The following is a 20,259-nucleotide window of genomic DNA, read 5'->3' as shown; positions in this document are numbered from 1 at the left end:
TCACACGTCCTTCAAATGAAGATTTTCTGTTGCTGCAGTGCATTCCTGCGTGAAAAAAGAATGTCTCAAGCCAGCGGATACAGGAAGCCGACGGCTGCGCCAACCAGTACGCCTGCCACGACCTGCAGCGGCGTATGGCCGACCATCTCCTTCAGATGCATGTTCTGCAGGAAAGGAGCATTCTTCTCGCTCACTTCGATCCACTGATCGATCATCTGGTTCAGGACCTTGGCCTGCTCGCCAGTCTCATGCCGCACGCCCATGGCATCGTGCATGGTAATGATTGCCACCACGCTTGCCACTGCAAAAATGGCAGAGTCAACACCCACACAGCGTCCGGTTGCAATGACCATGGCACAGACCGTTGCGCTGTGGGCACTGGGCATACCGCCATCACCCCACATGCGTTCCAACTGGAACTTGCCCAGCAGGATAAAATTGATGATGGTTTTAAGCACCTGCGCCACAAGCCAGCCGAGCAGTGAAACCGTAAGGATCTGATTGAAAGACAGGATGTTTTGAATAAGCTGCATAATCTTTTTCCTTTATTCTGTATGGATTATTTTTAGTTTTTACGCACAAGAAGCTGCTGCGCAAGCTGTTCCAGAAACGCAGCTTTTTCGCCAAAATTCCGGTGCAGTTCCGTGCAGGTCTCCTGATTCAGGTCATGTGCAAGCTTCATGGCACCTTCCGCACCATAAAGGGTCACAAAGGTAGTCTTTCCATTTTCGCTGTCGCTGCCAATGGGCTTGCCCAGCTGTTCCGGTGTGCTGGTAACATCCAGCACATCGTCCACGATCTGAAAAACAAGACCCAGACCATAAGCATACTGTTTCAGCGCTCTGCACTGTGCTTCATCCGCTTTGGCCGCAGCCGCACCCATCTGGATGGCTGCATTGATCAGCGCACCCGTTTTATTGCGGTGGATCAGCCGAAGCTGGTCTTCTGTTGCGGCCAACGCTTCGTATTTCAGATCCAGTTCCTGCCCATAGACCATGCCGCGGCTGCCAGCGCCTGCACCCAGTGCCCGCGCTGCCTGTACACAGACAGACGCATCTGCCGGGGCATTGGCGACTGTCTCAAATGCTTCTGTCAGCAGCACATCACCGGCCAGCATGGCAGTTGCTTCGCTAAACGCCTTGTGGCAGGAAGGACGGCCGCGGCGCAGATCATCATTGTCCATGCAGGGCAGGTCATCGTGAATGAGCGAATAGCAGTGCAGCATTTCTACAGCAGCTGCAAACTGCTGTGCCGCCTGCATACTGCCGCCCAGCATATCGCAGACGCTGAGAACAAGAACTGCACGGATCCGTTTGCCGCCGCCCATCAGGCTGTAGCGTGCTGCACGGCACACCTCGGATTCTTCCGGCAGAAAACGGCCGCAGGCCGTTTCCAGCGCGGCCATTGCCTGCGCCAGATAATTCTGATACTGCTCCTGATAGTCCATTAGCTTTCCTCCTGCACTGTGCCCGCAAGCTTTGCGTCGATCTCGTCGATCTGCAGCGATGTTTTTTCCAGTGCAGCATGGCAGTACTCCATCAGAGAAGCGGCCTCTGCATACAGTTTGACCGAATCTGCAAGGGTCGTATCCTCGCTCTGCATCTGTGCAAGGAGCGTATTCAGCCGTTCCATGCCTTCCTCAAAACTTTTGGGTGTTCTCATTGATCTCCTCCACCGCTTCCACCCTGCACTTTGCACGGCGGGAAGCGCTGCGAACATAGATTGTTTTTTCCGGCTGCAGATCATCTGCATTTAAAATAGTGCCGTTGGCTGCTGTGACCATCGTGTAGCCGCGCGCCAGCACCTTGTATGGATCCAGCGATCCAGTAAGTGCTGCCGCATGACCCAGCTGCAATTCTGCAGAATGCAGGCGTTTCTGCATCTGCTGACGGATGGCATCCTGCACCTGCTGCAGCTGACCCTGACTTTTTTGCCAGTTTCGGCGTGCAAGGCCCTGCTCCAACACAAAGTTGTATTGTTCCAGACCATTATAGCATAAATCAAAACGTTTTTGCATATTTTTGCGAATATTTTGCTGCAAATCCAGCAATATCCGCTCCTGCTCTGCCCGATCCGGTACGGCCAGCTCTGCTGCAGCCGAAGGTGTGGGGGCACGGCAGTCTGCCACAAAATCCAGAATGGTATAGTCGATCTCGTGGCCGATTGCGCTGATCAGTGGTTTTTTGCAGCGGTATGCAGCCCGGGCGATCATCTCTGCGTTAAAGACCCACAGGTCTTCCCGGCTGCCGCCTCCGCGTGCAACGATGATCTCGTCCACCTCTTTGCGCTGATCCAGCTTTTTGATGGCATCGGCCACCTGCTGCGCGGCTTCAAACCCCTGCACTGTCACCGGACACAGCAGCAGCCGTACCGATGGCCAGCGCCGTGTGAGCACATTGCGGATGTCCTGCAGGGCAGCTCCCGTCTTGCTGGTAACAACACCGATGCATTTAGGAAATTCCGGCAGCGGCTTTTTGTGCTCCGGTGCAAACAGGCCCTCCTGCTCCAGTTTCGCCTTGAGCTGTTCCAACGCCAGCTGTGCGGCACCAATGCCATCCGGGAACATATCGTTCACGTACAGCTGAAATGCGCCGTCGCGCTCATAAAGGGTAGCGCGGCAGCGCACGACTACACACATTCCCTCTTCCGGGCGGAAAGCAAGGCGGCGTGCATCAGTGCGGAACATTACCGCTTTGACGCTGCAGACATCATCCCGCAGAGAAAAATAGCAGTGCCCGCTGCGCGCATTCTGTACAAAATTTACGATCTCGCCGCGCAGGGCAAGGTCAAACAAAGCATCGTTGGCATCCAGCAGCGTTTTTACATAACGGTTGAGTGCTGAAACGGTAATCACTTCAGCCATAATCCGGCCTCCCGCGCTGCCAGGATCGAAACACCGATGGCATTATCGCTGGAATACTGTCCCGGCACAAAGTAGACCTGCGGCAGACGTTTCTGCACCCATGCACGGATGATATCGCTGCTCATCACTCCGCCAGCACATACCACCGGCAGGCCGGGGTATTCCTTCTGCGCAGCTTTGGTCATTTTTACCACTGTATCCGCCACACAGAGCAGGCAGTACTTGCACACATATTCCGGCGTTTTGCCTGCGGCAAGCAGGGCATTGCACTGGTTTTCCAGCCCGGAAAGGCTGCATTGCATCCCCTTCACGCTGGATTTTGGCTTGATCTCCTCAGTGCACTGTGCAGCCAGACGGGAAACCTCGGCACCCGCCGGGAAGCCAAAGCCAAGCCTGACCCCCACACGGTCCACAGCCTGTCCGGCATAAAGGTCTGTGCTGGTGCCAAGCGTTGTGATCCGGCGCACCTGATCGCAGAGCAGCAGGTCCGTGGTGCCGCCGGAAATATGGAACAGCAGAACTTTTTCAACAAACAGCTGTTCCCCCTTAGCTGCAAACAGCGCTGCGGCAGCGTGACCCTGCTGATGGGTCGTCAGCACAAGTGGGATTCCTTTTGCATGTGCAAAGGCCGTTGCAGCATTGACACCTGCAAGAAAGCAAGGCATATAGCTGCCTTCTACCGGGCGGGGCTTTTGCGATACGCCCACAGCATCAATCTGCGTCAGATCAAATTCCTGCGCCAGTTCCTGCATCATCTCCGGCAGCGCGACCGTATGATGAAACAGTGCATCGCTTTGCCGCAGGCCCAGCTGGCCCGCTTTTACCGGCAAAAAGCGCTTCTTTGCGCAAACAACCTCTCCAGCTGTATCAAACACTGCCAGAGAGGTTGCATAGTTGCTTGTATCAATGCCAAGCGTATAACGGCTCACTGTTCGGCCTGCTCCGCATCCAGACCGTGATCCCGGGCCACTGCGCCAAGCAGACCGTTCACGAACTGGTAATCTTCGTCCGCACCATACTTTTTCGTCAGTTCCACCGCCTCGTTGATGGCAACACCGGGCTTATTCTCGCCGCCAAACAGCATCTCGGCAACTGCCAGACGCAGGATGGTCAGGCTGACACGAGGCAGGCGCTCCATGGTCCAGTTGCGCAGATGTGCACGGATCTCATCATCCACCTCGGCAGAATGATCGTAGTATGCGTTCAGCAGATGCTTGCTGAAACCATCCACAGGGTGCTCTTCATCGTTTTCTTCATGGCTGGTAATGGCCTCTGCCAGCGGGATATCACCAAAGGTCTGCGAAAATGCCAGCAAAAATGCATTCTCGCGTGCTTCTCTACGGGGCAAAATATTTTCCATAATGTTCCTCTCGCAGCACGAAGCCTCTCCGGCCAGAGCACAGAGAGGATCGGCTTCCAATTCTGAATTTTATTTTACTTCTCTGCTGCAGTGGTTTCTGCAAGGCCGGCGATCACCAGATTGACGCGGCTCACAGTGACATTGGTCATGTTCTGCACAGCGTTCTTCACGTTTTCCTGCACCTTTTCGGCTACAGCAGGAATGCGTGCGCCAAAGCTCATCATCAGGTTCAGAGTGATGTTTGCGGTACCATCCCGCATTTCCACCACGACCGGAGACTGGATGCTGGATGCTTCCAGCAGATCCTTGAGCTTTTTATTTTGTCTGCCGCAGGAAACCTCGGCAACGCCGTCAATTTCCAATGCTGCGCAGCGTGCGATCTTGCCAATGACTTCGGTGGAGATCTGAAGGCTGCCGCCCCGAAGATCTGTATTCTGAAAATCCATTGTGTTGTCCTCCATTCAAAAGCGGGCACAGCCTGCTTTTTCTTGTTTGAAATGGTCCTGCCTGAAACGATCAATGCCATACGCAGGACAACATCATTCTTTATTGATAGAGTTATTATACCATCAAAGCGGGTGCGATTTCAATACTTGTTTCGGAAAACTCTGCCGCACCTTCTTATTTGACCTCCACCACCGTGATGTTCTGGGCAGTCACAGTGCTTTTGTTCAGCACCACATCCCGGATCTGTGCCACCTGTGCCGCTGTGAGCGGTTCACCGGAGGTCATCACGGTAAGGTCTGCCCGGCCGGACTGCAAAAAGCACAGGCAGTCTGCAAAACCTTTGGCTTTGATCAGCGTTTCGATCTCATTCTCCGCATTCAGATCTTCCAGATTTGCGGTCATCTGGGCGGTATATTCCTTCTTTTCCTCTGCGGAAAGCGACGAGGATTTCATCGTTTTCTTGATGGAATCCATCGCCTCATCGTGGGCCTTCTGCCGCTTGAGCCGAGCCTGCTCAAAAAACTTTGCACCGCTGTCACTGGCAACGCTTACAAGCTGCGCTTCACCATAGTTTTTGTTGGCGCTGGACACCGCTTCGGCCTCTGTGGGCAGCTCATCCAGAACCGTCTGCGCCTGTACCGGGACATCCTCAGCCTCTGCCGCGACCATTGCAGCATTGTCCGGCAGCTCCGTGGGCACATCGCTGCGGGCGTACTGCCAGTTCAAGTATACGGCGATCACCAATGCGGCAGCCAATGTAACAGCTGTGGCCCTGCGGGTATTTCTGGAAAGTGCTCTCATAAATCGTTCCTCCTTATAAAAGCTGCAGGGTCTCAGCCCTTGCGCTGTTCCACACAAATGCGGTTGGATGGCAGATCCAGCAGTGCGCTTACCAGTTCGGTGATCCGGGCAGCAACGCGGATGTCTCCGCCGCCCTCGCACAGCACGGCCACACCGCACACCTGCGGCAGACATACCGTTTCGGTCAGGGCTGAACCATCTTCCAGCAGGACATGGGTCTGCTGGGACTGCATTTCTCCGGACTGTGTATCCAGCGCATAAATGGCTTCTTCCCCAGTCTCCAGCGTGACCATCACGGTCGTTTTGCCAGCACCTCTCATCTGTGAGATCAGATGTTCCAGCCGGTTCTCCAGCTGTGCCTGATATTCCGTGCTGCTCTGGGCAGACTTTGTGTTTTTTGTGCTGCCCGCTGCCGTGTTCTGCGGAAAAAGTTCCGACAGCAGGATCAGCAGCATTGCCAGAACGCCTACTGCCGCAGCAAGCCTTGCTCTGCCCTGTTTCCCTTTACATTTCCGGGCAAAATCTTTCACGGAATCTCCGAACGAAATGCCCCCTGCTTCTTTCATTCGGTGTCCTCCTGTACTTCCAGTATCGGTGCCATGCCAAGCTCCTGCTGCAGATATGCCGCGATCCGGCTCTGCTCTGCGGATGTGCACGCCGCCGGGAGGATCACAAGCACCTTTTCTGCCCGAACGGTCTGTTCTGTCCGGGTCAGTGTGATCTCCAGTTTCACCTTTGTACCAAAGCGCCGCTCACACTCTGCGCAAAGATCCGCTTCCAGCCGTTCCTGCGTTCCCTGCAAGAGCGATGTCTCCGTACTCTGGATGCTGACCGCTGCCGGAGCAGCCGCCGCTGCACTTTTCAGTTCCAGCTTCATCTGCGGGGCCAGCCGGAACAGGATCACTAGAATATATAGCCCGGCAACGGCTTTTATGCATCTGCCCGCCCAGCCTGCGCCCGCCAGCAGCGTCGTGATCTCCGCACAGATACAGGCAATGCAGAACGCTGATGCCGCCGTCTGAAATGCGTGCATTTCCTATCCGCCTCCCGTCATCATCAGAAGCCTCACACCTACCGTCAGCAGTTCAAAAAACAGTGCCGTTACTGCTGCCATGCATTTTACCGCTTCGGCCATGCAGTCAAACAGCGCCTGACAGCGCCGGTTCTCCGCAAGGCCGCACAGAAGCCTGCATCCTGCAAGGAATAGCAAATGGAGCAGAAGCTGCAGATACAGTGGCAGAAATTCGGCCCCGATCACGGCAAGTGCCGCAAAACCCAGACTGCTTTTGAGCAGCTGCATCCCGGCAAAAAATACTTCTGCCGTATCGCTCAGAGCCTGCCCGATCACCGGCACGCCGCCGGTAAGCAGCTGGCCCAACCGCAGTGCAGAACGGTCCAGCTGAACTGTTACCGCTCTTTGCAGCCCTAACAGCACTGCAAAAATCCGCCCAGCCCAGACAAGCCCCCTGCGCAGCAAAGCGCCCATGGCACGGCACGTTTCCGAAAGCCCCTGCTGGGTGCTGATGCAGCACGCCATGCTTACCGCAAGGTAGCTCTGCAGCAGCGGACTGACCACAAGCACCGTACCCTGTGCCAGAAAGCACAGTCCGGTCAGCAGCAGACCGCTTGCCGCTGTGCTGGCATTCACCTCTCCACCGGCAGCGAGCACACCGCTGTACACCGGAAGAAAACCCAGAAGGTAGTTTTTCCACCCCTCCATCCGCTCACAGATCAGCTGTGCAAGGCTGATCAGATCTCCCCACAAAAGAGTGCCGCAGCCCACAGCCGCAGCCAGCTCCAACAAGGCGCTGTCGGCTGCTCCTCCCACCAGAAATGAAAGCACGATCAGCAACAGTAAAAACAGCAGAACATCCGCATAGCAGTGTGCCATCTGCCGGATCATCTCTGCCGGTGATCCCGGCAGGAGCGCGAGCAGAGATTTGAGCGGATCTTTGGCAAAGGACTCTGCACTTTGCGGAGCTTTTTCCAGATAAGGCTGCCAAAGCTCCTGTCCGGGCAGGCCCTGCAGCTGTGCCGCAGCGGCATCAGGTGCAAAAGCCAGAAAGCATACGGTGCACAATACAAACGCTGCCGCTTTTTGCAGGAATTTTTTTATCATGCGGCAAGCCCCCAGATCTTCTGGCAGATCTCTTCCAGCAGAGGAAATGCTGCCGCCAGAACCAAACATCGGCCCGCAAACCCGGCGCACCATGCCAAAGTGTCCGCACCAGCTTCTTCGCACAGGGTCCGCGCGTAATCGGTCAGCAGCAAAATTCCGGCACAGCGCAGCAGACAGGCAAATGCAGGCCCGTCCACCCGGCGGCTGAAAGCCAGTACATTCCGAAGCAGCTCCTGCACCGCCACTCCAAGCTGCAGCAGCACAAACAATGCTGCGCCAACGGACAGCAGAAACGCATAGGCCGGTGCATCCTTCCGCAGCAGAAGCTGCGCCGCTGCAAAGACGACCACTGCCCCCAGAATGGAAAAAGATGTACTCATAGTGCAAACAGCGACTTGATGGTAACGAACAGTGCGCTGATCTGCTTGACAAGGATGGAAAGCACTACCACAAGACCCGCAAGGGTCGTCATCATGGCCTGATCCTCCCGGCCGGAACGGATCAGCAGCTGGTTCAGGACAGCCACGATAATACCGATCGCTGCAATTTTGAACACAAGGTCGATCTCCAAGTTTTCGTCCTCCTGCCACTACAAAAGAATCAGTGCTGCCACCGCGCCGGCTGCAAGGCCAAGCCTGCACGGTAAGCCTTGCCCGGATGCCGCTTTCTGCTGCGCCTGGTGCAGGAATGCTTCAAAACGGGCAGAGTAATAATCCAGTCGTTCGCATTCCTGTGCCGCTTCGCTTTGGCCAAGGCCGGCAAAGCACTGCTCAAAGCAAAGGCGTTCCGCATCATCAAATCTTTCCGGTGCCGGAATTTCCTGCAGTTTAGGTGCTGCATCGCTTTCCAACAGCTTTTCCTGCACGAGACACCGCTGCAGCTGTTCCAGATCCAGCCTGCGGTAAGCGATCTCCTGCCGGATGCGCTGCAGCAGCTCCACGGTGCGCTGCAACTGCAGGATATGCTGCTCTGTTCTGGCCTGAAATGCAGAGCCGGTCAGCCACCCGCACAGCAGGAGCAGTGCAGCCGCTGCCCAATGGAAAAGCCGCATCATACCGTGCAGACCCGCCGGACTTTTCCCGGCGTTGTGCAGCCGTGCAGCAGTACAAATACACGCAGCATTCCATGCCGCTGCAGCGCCTGCACCTGCGGCCGCCGGGCGGCTTCTTCTACGCTTGCGGCATGGACGCTTGCAACAAAGTCCACCCCGCTGTAAAAGCCCTGTTCCAGCGCTGCAGTTTCGGCAAGCGTGCCCAGCTCGTCCAGCAAAATAACCTGCGGCGAAAGCGTGCGCAGTGCCATCTGCACAGCCCGTTCCTTAGGGATGCCGGACAGCAGATCCAGCGGCGGCATCTTCTCGGAATCACCCGGCGGAAAGATCTCGCAGCGCTCGTCCACCACGCAGGCTCGCCGCTGCATCCCGGCCAGTTCTCGTGCGATCTGACGCAGAAGCGTCGTCTTGCCGCTGTCCGGTTCGCCGACCAAAAGCATCCCAATAAAATGCTTTTTCAGTTGCACCAGAAGTTCGTCCGGCAGCTGTACCGGAACCGCCCTTGCAATGCGCAGGTTCAACCCCTGCACCTGCTGCAGAACCGTCTGGCCGTCGCGATCCACATAGCGTCCTGCCACACCCACCCGGCAGCCGGAGGGTGTGGTCAGAAATCCATGCGCAAGCTCCGTCTGGTGTGCATGTACCGCGCCGCCGCACAGGGTGTGAAAGATCTCTTCGATCTGAAACTGATCCAATACACACTCCCTCAGCTGCAGCGGGCACTCCGGCAGGTCCTGCAGCGGGAGCTGCCGACCCGACAGTGTAACAAAAGCACCACAGCCTGTCCGGAACCGAAGTTCATGGATCTGCGCTGCCGTCTGTGCTGGCAGCTGTCCCAATGGCCCGGCCAGCCATGAGGGAAGCAGGCGTATCGCCCGATAATACTCATCCACACTGTCCTCTCCTTTTTCAGGCTCATTGCCTGCTATGAGTATATGCCTGTCCCTGCCGGATAGAACCTGCGGACATAAAAATATCCCCGCAGCACAAAACTGCGGGGATATCCATTGGAACGGTTTTATCAGATGTTTTCGTCGCTGATCATTGCCAGAAATTCTGCCTCGGTCAGCACCGGGATGCCAAGCGCCTGCGCCTTGGTCAGTTTGGAGCCTGCTGCCGTGCCTGCCACGACATAGGCCGTTTTCTTTGAAACAGAACCGCTGGCCTTACCACCGTTTTTCACGATCAGTGCTTCCGCCTCATTGCGGGAAAGAGTTTCCAGCGTGCCGGTGACCACCAGCGTTTTCCCTGCCAGCTTATCACCTTTCGGTTCGCCCTTCCACTGCATATTCAATCCGGCATCGGCCAGACGATGGACAAGGTCGGTCGTTCCCTCTTTTGCAAAGAATTCCACGACGCTCTGCGCCATTACGCCACCAAACCCATCGATCTCGCTGATCTGCTCTGCACTTGCTTCCCGGACAGCCTGCAGCGTACCGAAATGCTCTGCCAGCAGGGCTGCAGCTTTATCGCCAATGTTGCGGATGCCAAAGCCGAACAGGAGCTTATCCAGATTGTTCTGCTTGGAAGCCTCGATGGCGTTCAGCAGGTTATCGGCGCTCTTCTCCTTGAACTTATCCAGCGTCAGCAGCTGTTCCCGTGTCAGCGTGTAGATATCCGCTGCGGAGTGCACCATGTCCTTCTCCACCAGCTGGGTGGCAACTGCTGTGCCAAGGCCCTCGATATCCATTGCATCGCGGGAAGCAAAATGGATGATATTGCGCAGTGCCTGTGCCGGGCACTCGGGGTTAACACAGCGCAGAGCTGCTTCATCCTCCAGATGAACGACTGGCGCACCGCAGGAGGGGCAGACCGTGGGCATCTCATAGGGCTGTGCATCCTCTGCGTGATTGGTAACACCGATCACTTCCGGGATGATATCACCCGCCTTGCGCACCTGAATGGTATCGCCGATGCAAAGGCCGAACTGATGGATAAAATCCTCATTGTGCAGGGTCGCGCGGGCAACGGTAGTACCCGCCAGAAAGACAGGGTCAAAGCAGGCCGTCGGGGTAAGAACACCGGTGCGGCCAACTGCGACCTCAATGCTGCGCAGCGTTGTCTCCTTTACCTCTGGCGGATACTTAAACGCAATTGCCCAGCGTGGGAATTTGTTGGTGGAACCCATCAAATCGCGCTGTGCAAAATCGTTCAGCTTGATTACTGCACCATCCATATCAAAATCCAGTTTGGCACGGTTCTGGCCGATCTGCTCGATCTCGGCAATGGCCTGCTCAATGTCATGCACGATATGATAGCGCGGCGAGACCGGCAGGCCAAGGCTCTTGAGGTAATCCAGGCTTTCGGCATGTTTGGTAAGCGTTTTGCCGCGGATCTGCTGCACATTGAAAACAAAGATAGAAAGGCCCCGGCTTCCGGTGATCTTTGCATCCTTCTGGCGCAGCGAACCGGCAGCCGCATTGCGCGGATTTTTAAAGGGCGCTGCGCCCTGCAGCTCCTGCTCTGCACACAGCTTCTGGAACGCGCCATGCGGCATATATACTTCACCGCGCACTTCCAGAAATTCAGGTGCATCCTTCAACTTTTTGGGAATGCTGCGAATGGCGCGGACATTGGCAGTCACGTCCTCGCCCACCACGCCATCGCCGCGGGTAGAGGCACGAACCAGCTCACCGTTTTCGTATTCCAGACTGCAGGAAAGGCCATCGATCTTGATCTCCACCACATACTCCGGCTCTATGCCGGCTTCCCGCACGCGGCGGTCAAAATCCCGCAGCTCATCATACGAAAATGCATCCAGCAGGCTTTCCATTTTTACCGCATGGGTCACCTTGGGCAGCTTGCTGCTGGCCGTGCCGCCTACCTTCTGGGTAGGCGACGATGCCGTGACCAGCTGCGGAAACTGCGCTTCCAATTCTTTCAGTTCCCGGGTCAGAGCATCATACTCAAAATCTTCAAGCTCCGGGGCATCCTGGTCATAGTAAAGCCGATTGTTTTTCTCGATCACAGCGCGCAATTCTTCCACGCGCTTTTTTGCCTGTTCCAACTCCAAAAGTTCCACTCTCCCGCTATCCGGTTTCTCCCGCGCTGCCGTCCGGCACTACCGCCTGAAAATGCATCGCAGAAAACTATTTTGATTATAACACATCCAGCCGCGCTCTGCAAAGAGAAAGCGGATACAATTTGTATAAGTGCTTTGAAATCTGCATGTGTAATCGTTTTCAATCGCCGCTGCAGATTGATTTAAAATCAACATGCGAAGATACTCTTTGTTTATTCTTTTGATAAAGAAACGTTTTATCGTTTGATTTCTCCACATCCATAACGAGTGAATCGTCCTGTGGTATCGTTGAGTCGCCAGCCAAAATACACACAGAAAGGGCAACGCATTCGTCGTGAATGCTTCAGGCCTTGCCCCCCGCATCGTCCTCATGATGGTCGTGTTCAGTTCGTCACCACGGCAAAGAAAGCCGGTGTGGATGAGCATGTCATTAAAAAGATTGTCGGCCACTGTATTGATGATGTTGCCGAAAAGTCGTATACTAAAAGAGGCATTGAGTGGATTCGTCATTTCATGCAATGCATCGTACCATCCTAGATTTTGTACTATTATTTTAGGAGAAAAGCTGTTCCGATTTGTGAACTAAGTATCATACCGTTTCAAGAGGAGATCAAGCCGCCATGGATTGGGAAACATTAAGATCAAGCTGTCTTGCCTGCACCCGCTGCGAGCTGTGCAAGACCCGCACCAATGTAGTGTTCGGTCAGGGTGTGGAAGATGCCGAAGTTCTGTTTGTGGGCGAAGGCCCCGGCCAGAATGAGGATGAGCAGGGTCTGCCCTTTGTGGGGCGCAGCGGCCAGCTGCTGGACAAATATCTGTTTGCCATCGACCTTGACCGCACGAAGAACTGCTATATTGCAAACATCGTCAAGTGCCGCCCGCCGCAGAACCGTGACCCTCAGCCTGCTGAGAGCGAAGCCTGTATGCCCTGGCTGCGGGAGCAGTTCCGCCTGCTGAAGCCAAAGATCGTGGTCTGCCTTGGCCGCATTGCCGCCCAGCGGATGATCCGAAAGGATTTCTCCGTGACCAAGGAGCATGGCCAGCTGTACGAAAAGGGCGGCATCCTGTTCATGGGAACCTTCCACCCTGCCGCTCTGCTGCGCAGCCCGCAGAACAAGCCTGCAGCCTTTGCTGATTTTACTGCCCTGCGGGACAACATTGAAACGGTGTGCAAACATACCTATCATAAAGACTGAATCATTCCCGCTGCAAGAACCAAACACCTTCCTTTTGCATACTCTAAAACAAAAAGAGAGGTGTTCGATTATGGAAACTGCACGACATGATTCCATTGATTTCTTTCTGGGTGCCACAACGCCTGCCGGTTTCAAGGGCTATTTTGAACCGCTGCGCCACGAACCCGGTATGCAGATGTACCTGATCAAAAGCGGGCCGGGCTGCGGCAAATCCACCCTGATGAAGCGGCTTGCCCGTGCTGCCGAACAGCGCGGCGAACTGACGCAGCGCATCCACTGTGCCAGCGACCCGGACAGTCTGGACGGCGTGATTCTGCCCGGGCAGCACAGGGCCATCGTGGATGCCACTGCACCCCATGTGGTGGAGCCGGATGCTCCCGGTGCGGACGAAGTGGTAGTGAGTTTGTACCACACCATCGATACAGAAAAGCTGCACCAGTGCACCGATGAGGTCAAGGCGCTGTTTGCCCGCAACGCCCTGCTGCGCAGCCGCGCTGCACGATATATTGCATCGGCAGGCAGCCTTTTGCTGGACAGCCGCCGCGCCGAAGCCTGCAGCGCCAATTTCGACAAGGTGCGCCGTTATGTCAAACGGCTGTGCACCCGGGTGATGCCGCGCACGGAAGGCATTGGCAGCGAAGAGCTGCGCCTGCTTTCCGCCGTCACCCCCAAGGGTGAAATGTTTTATCAGGGCACTGCACAGGCATTGGCGGATAAGTTTATCGTGTTCCGGGATGATTACGGCGCAGTGTCCCGCCTGCTGCTGGAGCTGATTCGCGCCGAAGCCCTGACGCGGGGCTACCACATTATTACCTGTCCATGCGCCATGCACCCGGAGGATAAGATCGACCATATCCTGATCCCGGAGCTGAAGCTTGCCTTCCTGACGGATAATCGCTGGCATCCGGTGCATCTGCCCAGTGTGCAGGCTGTGCGGTGCACCCGCTTCCTTGACAGGGAAAATCTGGCAGCGTACCGGGCACGGCTGCGCTTTAACGAGCGTGCTGCCGCCGAACTGCTGGAACAGGCCAGTGCCCTGATGGCACAGGCCAAGAGCTGCCACGATGAGTTGGAGACCTATTACCGTGCAGCGGTGGATTTTGGCAAAGTGGATGAAGCGGCAGCAGAATGCATGGAGATGTTCGGCCTGAAATAATCAGTTTACGTCGACGAACCGGTAATTTCTCTTCAGACACGATTCGGGCCATTCCATCGCCCGCCCTATTGCCTCACGGCAACAGGGTCCCACCCCAGCGGACGGTCTTCAGAGAAACTCCCGGTTCGTCAATGTATCCCAAAAGCGGAGGTGAAATGCTTTGGCAACGGTTCATCTGCCCATCCGGCAGCTGGTGGAATTTCTGCTGCGGACCGGCAGCATTGACAGCCGGTTTACAGGGTTTGACCGTGCACTGGAAGGTGCCCACATCCACCGCAAATTGCAAAAAGCTGCCGGAGACGGCTATCAGGCTGAGGTATTTCTCTCCGTAGAGCGGCAGGCAGAGGACATCACTTTTACCCTTGAGGGCCGGGCTGACGGCATTTTTACCGATGAGACTGGCACGGTAGTCATTGATGAGATCAAGACCACCGCTGTGCCGCCGGAAGAGATCACTGAGGATATGAACACCTGCCACTGGGCACAGGGCATGGTGTACGGTGCCATTTATGCCACACAGCAAAGCCTGCCGGAACTGAACGTCCGGCTGACTTATTATCAGATAGACACCGATCAGATCATCCGCTTTATCCGCCGCTTTACACAGCAGGAGCTGGATGAATTTCTTGACAAATTATTGTGCCAGTATGCTCCGTGGGCACAGCGCCGGATAGAGTGGGATGTAAAGCGTACTCAGAGCCTTGCGGCACTGCAGTTCCCGTTTGCGCAGTACCGGCCCGGACAGCGGGCTATGGCGGGCGAGATCTACCGCGCCTGCCGCGCTGGCAAGACCGCCGACTGCAAGGGCGGTACGCGGCTGTTCTGTCAGGCTCCTACCGGCATTGGCAAGACCATGAGCGCGCTTTTCCCCGCGCTGAAAGCCATGGGCGAAGGCAACGGAGAAAAGCTGTTCTATCTCACGGCCCGCAACACGACCCAGACTGCCGCCGAGGATGCCTTGACCCGGCTGCATACGGCCCAGCCAGAGCTTGCCCTGCGCAGTGTGACGCTGACCGCCAAGGAAAAGGTCTGCCTGCACCCGGACGCAGAGGGACATCCCGCCTGCCTGCCGGAGCTTTGTCCCTACGCCAACGGCTACTACGACCGCATCAAGGATGCACTGACAGCTCTGCTGGACGGTACCGGCAGCTTTGACCGCGCAGCGCTGGCCGGGGCGGCAAAGCGTTTTTCGGTGTGTCCCTTTGAGCTGGGGCTAGACCTGAGCGAGTGGTGCGATGTGGTCATTGGGGATTACAATTACCTGTTCGATCCGGTGGTGCACCTGAAGCGGTTCTTTGATTCTTCCGGCGACTGGTTGTTTTTGATCGATGAAGCACATAACCTGCCCGACAGAGCCAGAGCAATGTATTCTGCACGCTTTTGTAAAAGCAGCCTGACCGAGGCAAAACGCGCATTGGGCAAGGGCAAAAGTGCTTTAAAGACCGCTCTGACCAAAGCAGACAAAGCCCTGCTGGAAGCCCGGAAAGCCTGCATACAGCTTGCACCCCGGCACAGCAGCCAGACCGATGCCGCAGACCCGGCACAGACCAGTCTTTTGCCTGAAAACACTGCCCCCGCACTGGAACTGCCCGAACCGCTGTATGCACAGGACAGTACTGTGTTTTTGCAGGAGCCGCCCTCTGCCCTGCTCAGTCCGCTGCGGGCCGTACAGGCACCTTTGCAGGACTGGCTGGAAGCGAACCCGGATGCCGAAGTACACGCACAGTTGCTGGAGCTTTATTTTGCTGTACAGGACATCACCCGTGCCGCCGAACGATACGACAGCCACTTTGTCACTCAGCTTACCGCGCGCGGCAGAGAGCTTGAATTGCAGCTGCTGTGTCTGGACCCGGCACCTTTTGTGGATGCCAGCCTTGCCGCAGGGCGCAGCGCAGCGCTGTTCAGTGCAACACTGGCTCCGCCCTCGTTCTACCGCAGTGTTCTGGGCTGCAGCGATGCACGTGCCGTCGCACTGGACAGTCCCTTCCCGGCTGAAAATCTGGGGCTGTATTGCCTGCCGAATATCTCTACCCGCTACCGCGACCGCGAAGCCAGCGTGCAGGCAGTTTCGGATGCACTGGCCCGGCTGGTGCAGGCCAGAACGGGAAACTACTTTGCCTTTTTCCCAAGCTACGCATATCTGCGGCAGGTACACGAAGATTTTGCAGCACGTTACCCGGGCATTCGCACCCTTGTGCAGGAAAGCCGGCTGGATGATGCCGCTCGGGCTGAATTTCTGGCTCAGTTTGTGCCGGACCCGGCCGAAACGCTTCTGGGCTTTGGCGTGATGGGCGGCATCTTTGGTGAGGGAGTTGATCTTGCAGGCAGCCGCCTGATCGGGTGCGCCATTGTGGGTGTGGGCCTGCCGCAGGTAAATCCGCAGCAGGAAATGCTTCGCCGTTATTATGACGCACAGAACGGCTTTGGATTTGATTATGCCTACCGCTATCCCGGCATGAACAAGGTACTGCAGGCCGCAGGGCGCGTGATCCGCACGCCGGAAGACAGAGGTGCGGTGCTTTTGCTGGACGACCGGTTTGCCCAGCAGGAATACATCCGGCTGTTCCCTCCTCACTGGCGGCATATCCGCTATCTGCGCAGCTGCGAAGAACTGGCCGCTGCCCTGCAGGACTTCTGGAATAAATGAGACCCAAACAAAAAGGCACTGCCGCACCCAAAACAGGAGCGGCAGTGCCTTTGCTTCTTTTTTGTTTTATTTTGCTGCTTTCCGGTTCTGCTGCAGGCTATCCCACGAGGGCATTTCATTGCGCAGCTTTTCCCACATGGGCATTGCCGTGCCGGTCTGCCTGCGCAGAGCATCGAACGCTTCGTCCAGATACTTCATTTCGGACACTGCGTGCATGGCGTGATCCGAAACGCACAATCTGCCCAGCGGTGTTTTTGTCATGGTAAACACCATCGCTTCCATCTTACGGCGGGCCGATGTGCCGGGCTGGAAATTATCGGTGTTGTTGGCATCGTTCACCGGGATGCCCGCATCCTTGAGCATCAGGCAGGCTTCATAGGCGGCATCCAGAATGGCACCGCGCTGCTGCTTGGTGGCCCGGTGCAGATCGCCGTTGCAGGCATAGCACACATAGCACGCCGGCAGAACGAATGCAATGTGGCACTTGAGCCATTCATCCATATCGCCATAGAAGGTCAGCTTGTATTTTGCACCGTCAAAGGCGGTCTTGAGCCGGGTTCGGAAGGTGCCAGAAAGCGGAGTTGTGGCACCGCCCACCGTCATGCCAGCACTGGCGTACACACTGACCACATGGTCGTGTTCACGGCGGCCTGCCGTGCCCTGAAAGCCGAATGCGATCTTATCCGCCGGGCGCTGCATGAATTCCAGCACCTGCTTTGCCTGCGGGTTATTGCCCACAAACACAAAATACTGGCTCTTGTTGGCCTTGAGCACAGGAAGCACATCCGGCAGCTGGCCCGCCTGCACGACCACAAAGACGAGATCATAATAATCATCCGGGGCAAGAGTGTCCACGGTTTTGATCCGTTCCGTTGTGGTCTTGCGCTGCACCCAGTGGCGGATGACCAAACCCTTCTGGTCGATCATTTCCTTCCACTCTCCGCGTGCAAGCAGCGTGACAACGTTCTTTTTGTTCTGCATCAGCACATGGGCCAGCTCGCAACCCAAAACGCCTGCACCGTAAACCAGAATCCTCATCCAGATACGCCTCCCTTATGTGTGTTAAGGTTTGCTTACTTTTTCAAAAACGAGAAAAAGCCTTTTTTCTCGTAAGGTGCACTGCTTACGCCCTTGACCTCATAGCCGGTTGCATTGATGGCATCCCGCAGCTTCTGCTCGTCCAGCGGCTGTTCCGAGTGGATCACCGTCTGGGCTTTTGCATGCGAGGACGACACCCTTTTTACCTCCGGGAAGGCCTTGCGCACGGCTTCGTTGACATGGCTCTCGCACATGCCGCACATCATACCATCTACTTTTACGATCGTTTCAATCATTTTATTCCCCTCCAGATCTTCTGCGCGCATCGGCCCGTTGACGCAGAATCTGTTAGGAAGCGCTAACCGCAGTTTCAAACAAAACGCCGTCGGGAACTGCCCGGCAGCGGTGCGGAGCGGTTCCCTGTTCTGTGGTGGGTCTGCTCAGAAAATGCACGCATGATTTCTTGTCTTCATCATATCACACCAGTGGGCTAAATGCAAGATGAAAAATACCCCATCCCGGTTTTTGCGCTTTTCACTCATGCACCCGGTATCCTGCTGCCGTGGTCAGTATTCAATGCCCTGCCGGGCGGAAATTCCCCTCTGGTAAGGGTGGCGGTGGCACTTCATCTCCGTGGCATAGTCGGCGGCATCCAGCATCCACTGCGGCGCAGCATGGGCAGTAAGCACGCATTCCTGCTCTGCCGGGCGTTCCAGCACAGCCTTTTGCAACAGGGCTTTATCCACCATATCCAGTTCCCATGCGCTGCCTGCTTCGTCCAAAATCAGCAGGTCGGCAGGGTCGGCCATGGCAGCTGTGAGGTTCGCATTCTGCAGCTGGCGGGTGGCTTCCTTTTCCGCTTCGTTCATCTGGAACACGAATTTCTGCCCCGCCTTGCCGCGGTACACCTTTGCACCCAGCTGTTCCAGCAGCGGCACCTCGCCGCTTTTGCCGCCTTTGAGGAACTGCAGGATCACCACCCGCTTTCCGCTGCCCATGGCCCGCAAAGCAAGGCCCATGGCAGCGGTGGTCTTGCCCTTGCCATCACCGTAATATAGATGTAACAGCCCTGTACGCTTCATGGTCATTTCTCCTTTTGTCTTTGCGTTTATGGTAACACAAACCCAGCAAAAAAGGAAGAGAAAGCACCCGAAGGCGCTTCCTCTTTCAAACAATGCGATATTTACTGATACAGAGGGAAATCCCGGGTCAGCTTCAGCACACGGTCACTGATCTCGTCCTTCTTCTCGTCGTAGTGCCAGATGCAATCGGCGATGCAGTCGGCGATCACCTTCATCTCGGCCACGCCCATGCCGCGGGTGGTAACAGCCGGGGTGCCCAGACGCACGCCAGAAGTCACGAACGGGCTGCGGGTCTCGCCGGGGACAGTGTTCTTATTGGCGGTGATGTGCACGCTGTCCAGACGTGCTTCCAGCTCCTTGCCGGTGCACTCCTCGTCACGCAGGTCGATCAGCATGAGGTGGTTGTCGGTGCCGCCGGATACCAGCTTGACACCGCGTGCCTGCAGCTCTGCTGCCAGAGCCTGTGCATTCTCCACGATCTTGCGGGCATATTCCTTGAACTCCGGCTTCAGTGCTTCACCAAAGCAGACAGCTTTTGCGGCGATCACATGCTCCAGCGGGCCGCCCTGGGTGCCGGGGAACACGGCAGAATTGATGCGCTTTGCAAGAATGGGATTGTTGGTCAGGATCAGACCGCCGCGGGGGCCGCGCAGGGTCTTGTGGGTGGTGGTGGTCACAACATCAGCATACGGCACAGGGCTCTGGTGATAGCCGCCTGCCACCAGACCGGCAATGTGGGCCATATCCACCATCAGATATGCACCATAGCCGTGGGCAATCTCAGCGATCTTCTCAAAATCGATGGCACGGGGATATGCAGACGCACCGGCCACGATCAGCTTGGGGCGCACCTTCTTAACCTGCTTTTCCAGCTCAGCATAGTCGATCACGCCGTCGGCATTGACACCGTAAGAGACAAAGTTATAGTTCTTGCCGGACATGTTCACCGGAGAACCGTGGGTCAGATGGCCGCCCTGAGACAGGTCCATGCCCATGACAGTATCGCCCAGATCCAGCAGAGCAAAATAAACTGCCAGATTGGCCTGTGCACCGGAGTGGGGCTGAACATTGGCATATTTCGCGCCGAACAGCTTGCAGGCACGCTCGATGGCAATGTTCTCCACCTCGTCCACATAGACACAGCCGCCATAGTAGCGCTTGCCGGGCAGGCCCTCGGCGTACTTGTTGGTCAGGATGCTGCCCATTGCGGCCATGACGGCGGGAGAGACGATATTCTCACTGGCGATCAGTTCAATGTTCTGGCGCTGACGGTTCAGCTCGCGATCCATGGCTGCGGCCAACTCCGGATCAACGGTATTGACCAGACCGATGGTGTCCATCATTTCATTGTACATAATATTCTACCCCTCTCAATTTCCGGAGAAAGCCCCGGATCTCTGGATCTCTTCAAGCCACCCTGCTCCGCGCACGAACCGAATTGCTTTCTTTTATCATAGCAGAAAGCTGCAGAATCTTC

General features: G+C 56.2%; 23 protein-coding genes. 3 read left to right on the top strand and 20 right to left on the bottom strand.

Annotated elements, in window-relative coordinates:
• Positions 1-65: 65 nt before the first annotated feature.
• The 16 genes from QZL71_RS01355 to ligA all read right to left on the bottom strand — a co-directional run bounded on the left by QZL71_RS01355 (position 66) and on the right by ligA (position 11,663).
• On the bottom strand, positions 66-533 hold the full coding sequence (locus tag QZL71_RS01355; protein ID WP_005942054.1) for a divergent PAP2 family protein: 468 nt from the start codon (positions 531-533) through the stop codon (positions 66-68).
• A 32-nt stretch (positions 534-565) separates the two neighbouring features.
• Positions 566-1,447 (bottom strand): polyprenyl synthetase family protein, encoded by an 882-nt coding sequence (locus tag QZL71_RS01350; protein ID WP_294647430.1) that lies wholly within the window; start codon positions 1,445-1,447, stop codon positions 566-568.
• A complete protein-coding gene (gene xseB, locus QZL71_RS01345; RefSeq protein WP_223387585.1) occupies positions 1,447-1,662 on the bottom strand; it encodes an exodeoxyribonuclease VII small subunit in 216 nt (71 codons plus the stop codon). Before xseB ends, QZL71_RS01350 begins: the two co-directional genes overlap by 1 nt.
• Positions 1,640-2,863 carry an exodeoxyribonuclease VII large subunit gene (xseA, locus tag QZL71_RS01340; protein ID WP_294647429.1) on the bottom strand — a complete coding sequence of 408 codons (1,224 nt, stop codon included), beginning with the start codon at positions 2,861-2,863 and terminating at the stop codon, positions 1,640-1,642. Before xseA ends, xseB begins: the two co-directional genes overlap by 23 nt.
• Positions 2,851-3,792 carry a glycoprotease gene (locus tag QZL71_RS01335; protein WP_294647427.1) on the bottom strand — a complete coding sequence of 314 codons (942 nt, stop codon included), beginning with the start codon at positions 3,790-3,792 and terminating at the stop codon, positions 2,851-2,853. Before QZL71_RS01335 ends, xseA begins: the two co-directional genes overlap by 13 nt.
• Positions 3,789-4,223 carry a transcription antitermination factor NusB gene (gene nusB, locus QZL71_RS01330; protein ID WP_005942043.1) on the bottom strand — a complete coding sequence of 145 codons (435 nt, stop codon included), beginning with the start codon at positions 4,221-4,223 and terminating at the stop codon, positions 3,789-3,791. The genes QZL71_RS01335 and nusB overlap by 4 nt, the downstream gene beginning before the upstream one ends.
• Positions 4,224-4,297: 74 nt before the next feature.
• Positions 4,298-4,669: an Asp23/Gls24 family envelope stress response protein gene (locus QZL71_RS01325; protein WP_242702820.1), complete on the bottom strand. Its 372-nt coding sequence runs from the start codon at positions 4,667-4,669 to the stop codon at positions 4,298-4,300.
• 175 nt (positions 4,670-4,844) lie between these two features.
• Positions 4,845-5,471 carry a SpoIIIAH-like family protein gene (locus QZL71_RS01320; protein ID WP_005942037.1) on the bottom strand — a complete coding sequence of 209 codons (627 nt, stop codon included), beginning with the start codon at positions 5,469-5,471 and terminating at the stop codon, positions 4,845-4,847.
• A 32-nt stretch (positions 5,472-5,503) separates the two neighbouring features.
• Positions 5,504-6,037, bottom strand: a complete 534-nt coding sequence (locus QZL71_RS01315; protein WP_294647425.1) for a stage III sporulation protein AG — start codon at positions 6,035-6,037, stop codon at positions 5,504-5,506.
• Positions 6,034-6,504, bottom strand: a complete 471-nt coding sequence (locus QZL71_RS01310) for a hypothetical protein (RefSeq protein WP_120079282.1) — start codon at positions 6,502-6,504, stop codon at positions 6,034-6,036. Before QZL71_RS01310 ends, QZL71_RS01315 begins: the two co-directional genes overlap by 4 nt.
• A 3-nt stretch (positions 6,505-6,507) precedes the next feature.
• Entirely contained in the window at positions 6,508-7,590 is a 1,083-nt protein-coding gene (locus QZL71_RS01305; RefSeq protein WP_294647424.1) for a stage III sporulation protein AE, read from the bottom strand.
• A complete protein-coding gene (locus QZL71_RS01300; RefSeq protein WP_097777774.1) occupies positions 7,587-7,970 on the bottom strand; it encodes a stage III sporulation protein AD in 384 nt (127 codons plus the stop codon). The genes QZL71_RS01305 and QZL71_RS01300 overlap by 4 nt, the downstream gene beginning before the upstream one ends.
• Positions 7,967-8,161, bottom strand: coding sequence for a stage III sporulation protein AC (gene spoIIIAC, locus QZL71_RS01295; RefSeq protein ID WP_005942027.1), 195 nt, complete (start codon positions 8,159-8,161; stop codon positions 7,967-7,969). The genes QZL71_RS01300 and spoIIIAC overlap by 4 nt, the downstream gene beginning before the upstream one ends.
• Positions 8,162-8,179: 18 nt before the next feature.
• Positions 8,180-8,644: a hypothetical protein gene (locus tag QZL71_RS01290; RefSeq protein ID WP_294647422.1), complete on the bottom strand. Its 465-nt coding sequence runs from the start codon at positions 8,642-8,644 to the stop codon at positions 8,180-8,182.
• Positions 8,641-9,534, bottom strand: a complete 894-nt coding sequence (locus QZL71_RS01285; protein WP_294647421.1) for an AAA family ATPase — start codon at positions 9,532-9,534, stop codon at positions 8,641-8,643. The genes QZL71_RS01290 and QZL71_RS01285 overlap by 4 nt, the downstream gene beginning before the upstream one ends.
• 128 nt (positions 9,535-9,662) lie before the next feature.
• Positions 9,663-11,663 carry an NAD-dependent DNA ligase LigA gene (ligA, locus tag QZL71_RS01280; RefSeq protein ID WP_294647418.1) on the bottom strand — a complete coding sequence of 667 codons (2,001 nt, stop codon included), beginning with the start codon at positions 11,661-11,663 and terminating at the stop codon, positions 9,663-9,665.
• Between the two features lie 620 nt (positions 11,664-12,283).
• Here ligA and QZL71_RS01275 point away from each other — a divergent pair.
• The 3 genes from QZL71_RS01275 (at position 12,284) to QZL71_RS01265 (ending at position 16,662) form a co-directional block, all read left to right on the top strand.
• Positions 12,284-12,859 (top strand): uracil-DNA glycosylase, encoded by a 576-nt coding sequence (locus tag QZL71_RS01275; RefSeq protein WP_005942018.1) that lies wholly within the window; start codon positions 12,284-12,286, stop codon positions 12,857-12,859.
• A 70-nt stretch (positions 12,860-12,929) separates the two neighbouring features.
• Positions 12,930-14,015 carry a hypothetical protein gene (locus QZL71_RS01270; protein WP_207698067.1) on the top strand — a complete coding sequence of 362 codons (1,086 nt, stop codon included), beginning with the start codon at positions 12,930-12,932 and terminating at the stop codon, positions 14,013-14,015.
• A 160-nt stretch (positions 14,016-14,175) separates the two neighbouring features.
• Entirely contained in the window at positions 14,176-16,662 is a 2,487-nt protein-coding gene (locus QZL71_RS01265) for an ATP-dependent DNA helicase (protein WP_294647416.1), read from the top strand.
• A 66-nt stretch (positions 16,663-16,728) separates the two neighbouring features.
• On the opposite strand, the gene QZL71_RS01260 is transcribed toward QZL71_RS01265, so the two are convergent.
• From QZL71_RS01260 to glyA, 4 genes are all read right to left on the bottom strand, one after another.
• The gene (locus QZL71_RS01260; RefSeq protein WP_097775482.1) at positions 16,729-17,700 is read right to left on the bottom strand and encodes a ketopantoate reductase family protein; all 972 of its coding nucleotides are present in this window, start codon (positions 17,698-17,700) and stop codon (positions 16,729-16,731) included.
• Positions 17,701-17,735: 35 nt separating this feature from the next.
• Complete coding sequence (locus tag QZL71_RS01255) at positions 17,736-17,996, bottom strand: heavy-metal-associated domain-containing protein (protein WP_294647414.1); 261 nt, start codon at positions 17,994-17,996, stop codon at positions 17,736-17,738.
• A gap of 270 nt (positions 17,997-18,266) precedes the next feature.
• Positions 18,267-18,782 carry a cob(I)yrinic acid a,c-diamide adenosyltransferase gene (locus tag QZL71_RS01250; protein WP_097775481.1) on the bottom strand — a complete coding sequence of 172 codons (516 nt, stop codon included), beginning with the start codon at positions 18,780-18,782 and terminating at the stop codon, positions 18,267-18,269.
• A gap of 101 nt (positions 18,783-18,883) precedes the next feature.
• Positions 18,884-20,137 (bottom strand): serine hydroxymethyltransferase, encoded by a 1,254-nt coding sequence (glyA, locus tag QZL71_RS01245; protein WP_005942005.1) that lies wholly within the window; start codon positions 20,135-20,137, stop codon positions 18,884-18,886.
• Between the last annotated feature and the right edge of the window lie 122 nt (positions 20,138-20,259).

It is taken from the genome of uncultured Faecalibacterium sp. (genome assembly GCF_900066275.1).
GTDB lineage: Bacteria > Bacillota > Clostridia > Oscillospirales > Ruminococcaceae > Faecalibacterium > Faecalibacterium taiwanense.
Note: the sequence above shows the minus strand (reverse complement) of the source record. Positions and strands in the feature narration are given on the sequence as shown.

Excerpts from the sequence above, each read along its gene's own strand:
- QZL71_RS01355 (WP_005942054.1), bottom strand. The coding sequence starts at position 533 with ATGCAGCTTATTCAAAACATCCTGTCTTTCAATCAGATCCTTACGGTT.
- QZL71_RS01350 (WP_294647430.1), bottom strand. The coding sequence starts at position 1,447 with ATGGACTATCAGGAGCAGTATCAGAATTATCTGGCGCAGGCAATGGCC.
- xseB (WP_223387585.1), bottom strand. The coding sequence starts at position 1,662 with ATGAGAACACCCAAAAGTTTTGAGGAAGGCATGGAACGGCTGAATACG.
- xseA (WP_294647429.1), bottom strand. The coding sequence starts at position 2,863 with ATGGCTGAAGTGATTACCGTTTCAGCACTCAACCGTTATGTAAAAACG.
- nusB (WP_005942043.1), bottom strand. The coding sequence starts at position 4,223 with ATGGAAAATATTTTGCCCCGTAGAGAAGCACGCGAGAATGCATTTTTG.
- QZL71_RS01325 (WP_242702820.1), bottom strand. The coding sequence starts at position 4,669 with ATGGATTTTCAGAATACAGATCTTCGGGGCGGCAGCCTTCAGATCTCC.
- QZL71_RS01320 (WP_005942037.1), bottom strand. The coding sequence starts at position 5,471 with ATGAGAGCACTTTCCAGAAATACCCGCAGGGCCACAGCTGTTACATTG.
- QZL71_RS01315 (WP_294647425.1), bottom strand. The coding sequence starts at position 6,037 with ATGAAAGAAGCAGGGGGCATTTCGTTCGGAGATTCCGTGAAAGATTTT.
- QZL71_RS01310 (WP_120079282.1), bottom strand. The coding sequence starts at position 6,504 with ATGCACGCATTTCAGACGGCGGCATCAGCGTTCTGCATTGCCTGTATC.
- QZL71_RS01305 (WP_294647424.1), bottom strand. The coding sequence starts at position 7,590 with ATGATAAAAAAATTCCTGCAAAAAGCGGCAGCGTTTGTATTGTGCACC.
- QZL71_RS01300 (WP_097777774.1), bottom strand. The coding sequence starts at position 7,970 with ATGAGTACATCTTTTTCCATTCTGGGGGCAGTGGTCGTCTTTGCAGCG.
- QZL71_RS01290 (WP_294647422.1), bottom strand. The coding sequence starts at position 8,644 with ATGATGCGGCTTTTCCATTGGGCAGCGGCTGCACTGCTCCTGCTGTGC.
- QZL71_RS01275 (WP_005942018.1), top strand. The coding sequence starts at position 12,284 with ATGGATTGGGAAACATTAAGATCAAGCTGTCTTGCCTGCACCCGCTGC.
- QZL71_RS01270 (WP_207698067.1), top strand. The coding sequence starts at position 12,930 with ATGGAAACTGCACGACATGATTCCATTGATTTCTTTCTGGGTGCCACA.
- QZL71_RS01260 (WP_097775482.1), bottom strand. The coding sequence starts at position 17,700 with ATGAGGATTCTGGTTTACGGTGCAGGCGTTTTGGGTTGCGAGCTGGCC.
- QZL71_RS01255 (WP_294647414.1), bottom strand. The coding sequence starts at position 17,996 with ATGATTGAAACGATCGTAAAAGTAGATGGTATGATGTGCGGCATGTGC.
- QZL71_RS01250 (WP_097775481.1), bottom strand. The coding sequence starts at position 18,782 with ATGAAGCGTACAGGGCTGTTACATCTATATTACGGTGATGGCAAGGGC.
- glyA (WP_005942005.1), bottom strand. The coding sequence starts at position 20,137 with ATGTACAATGAAATGATGGACACCATCGGTCTGGTCAATACCGTTGAT.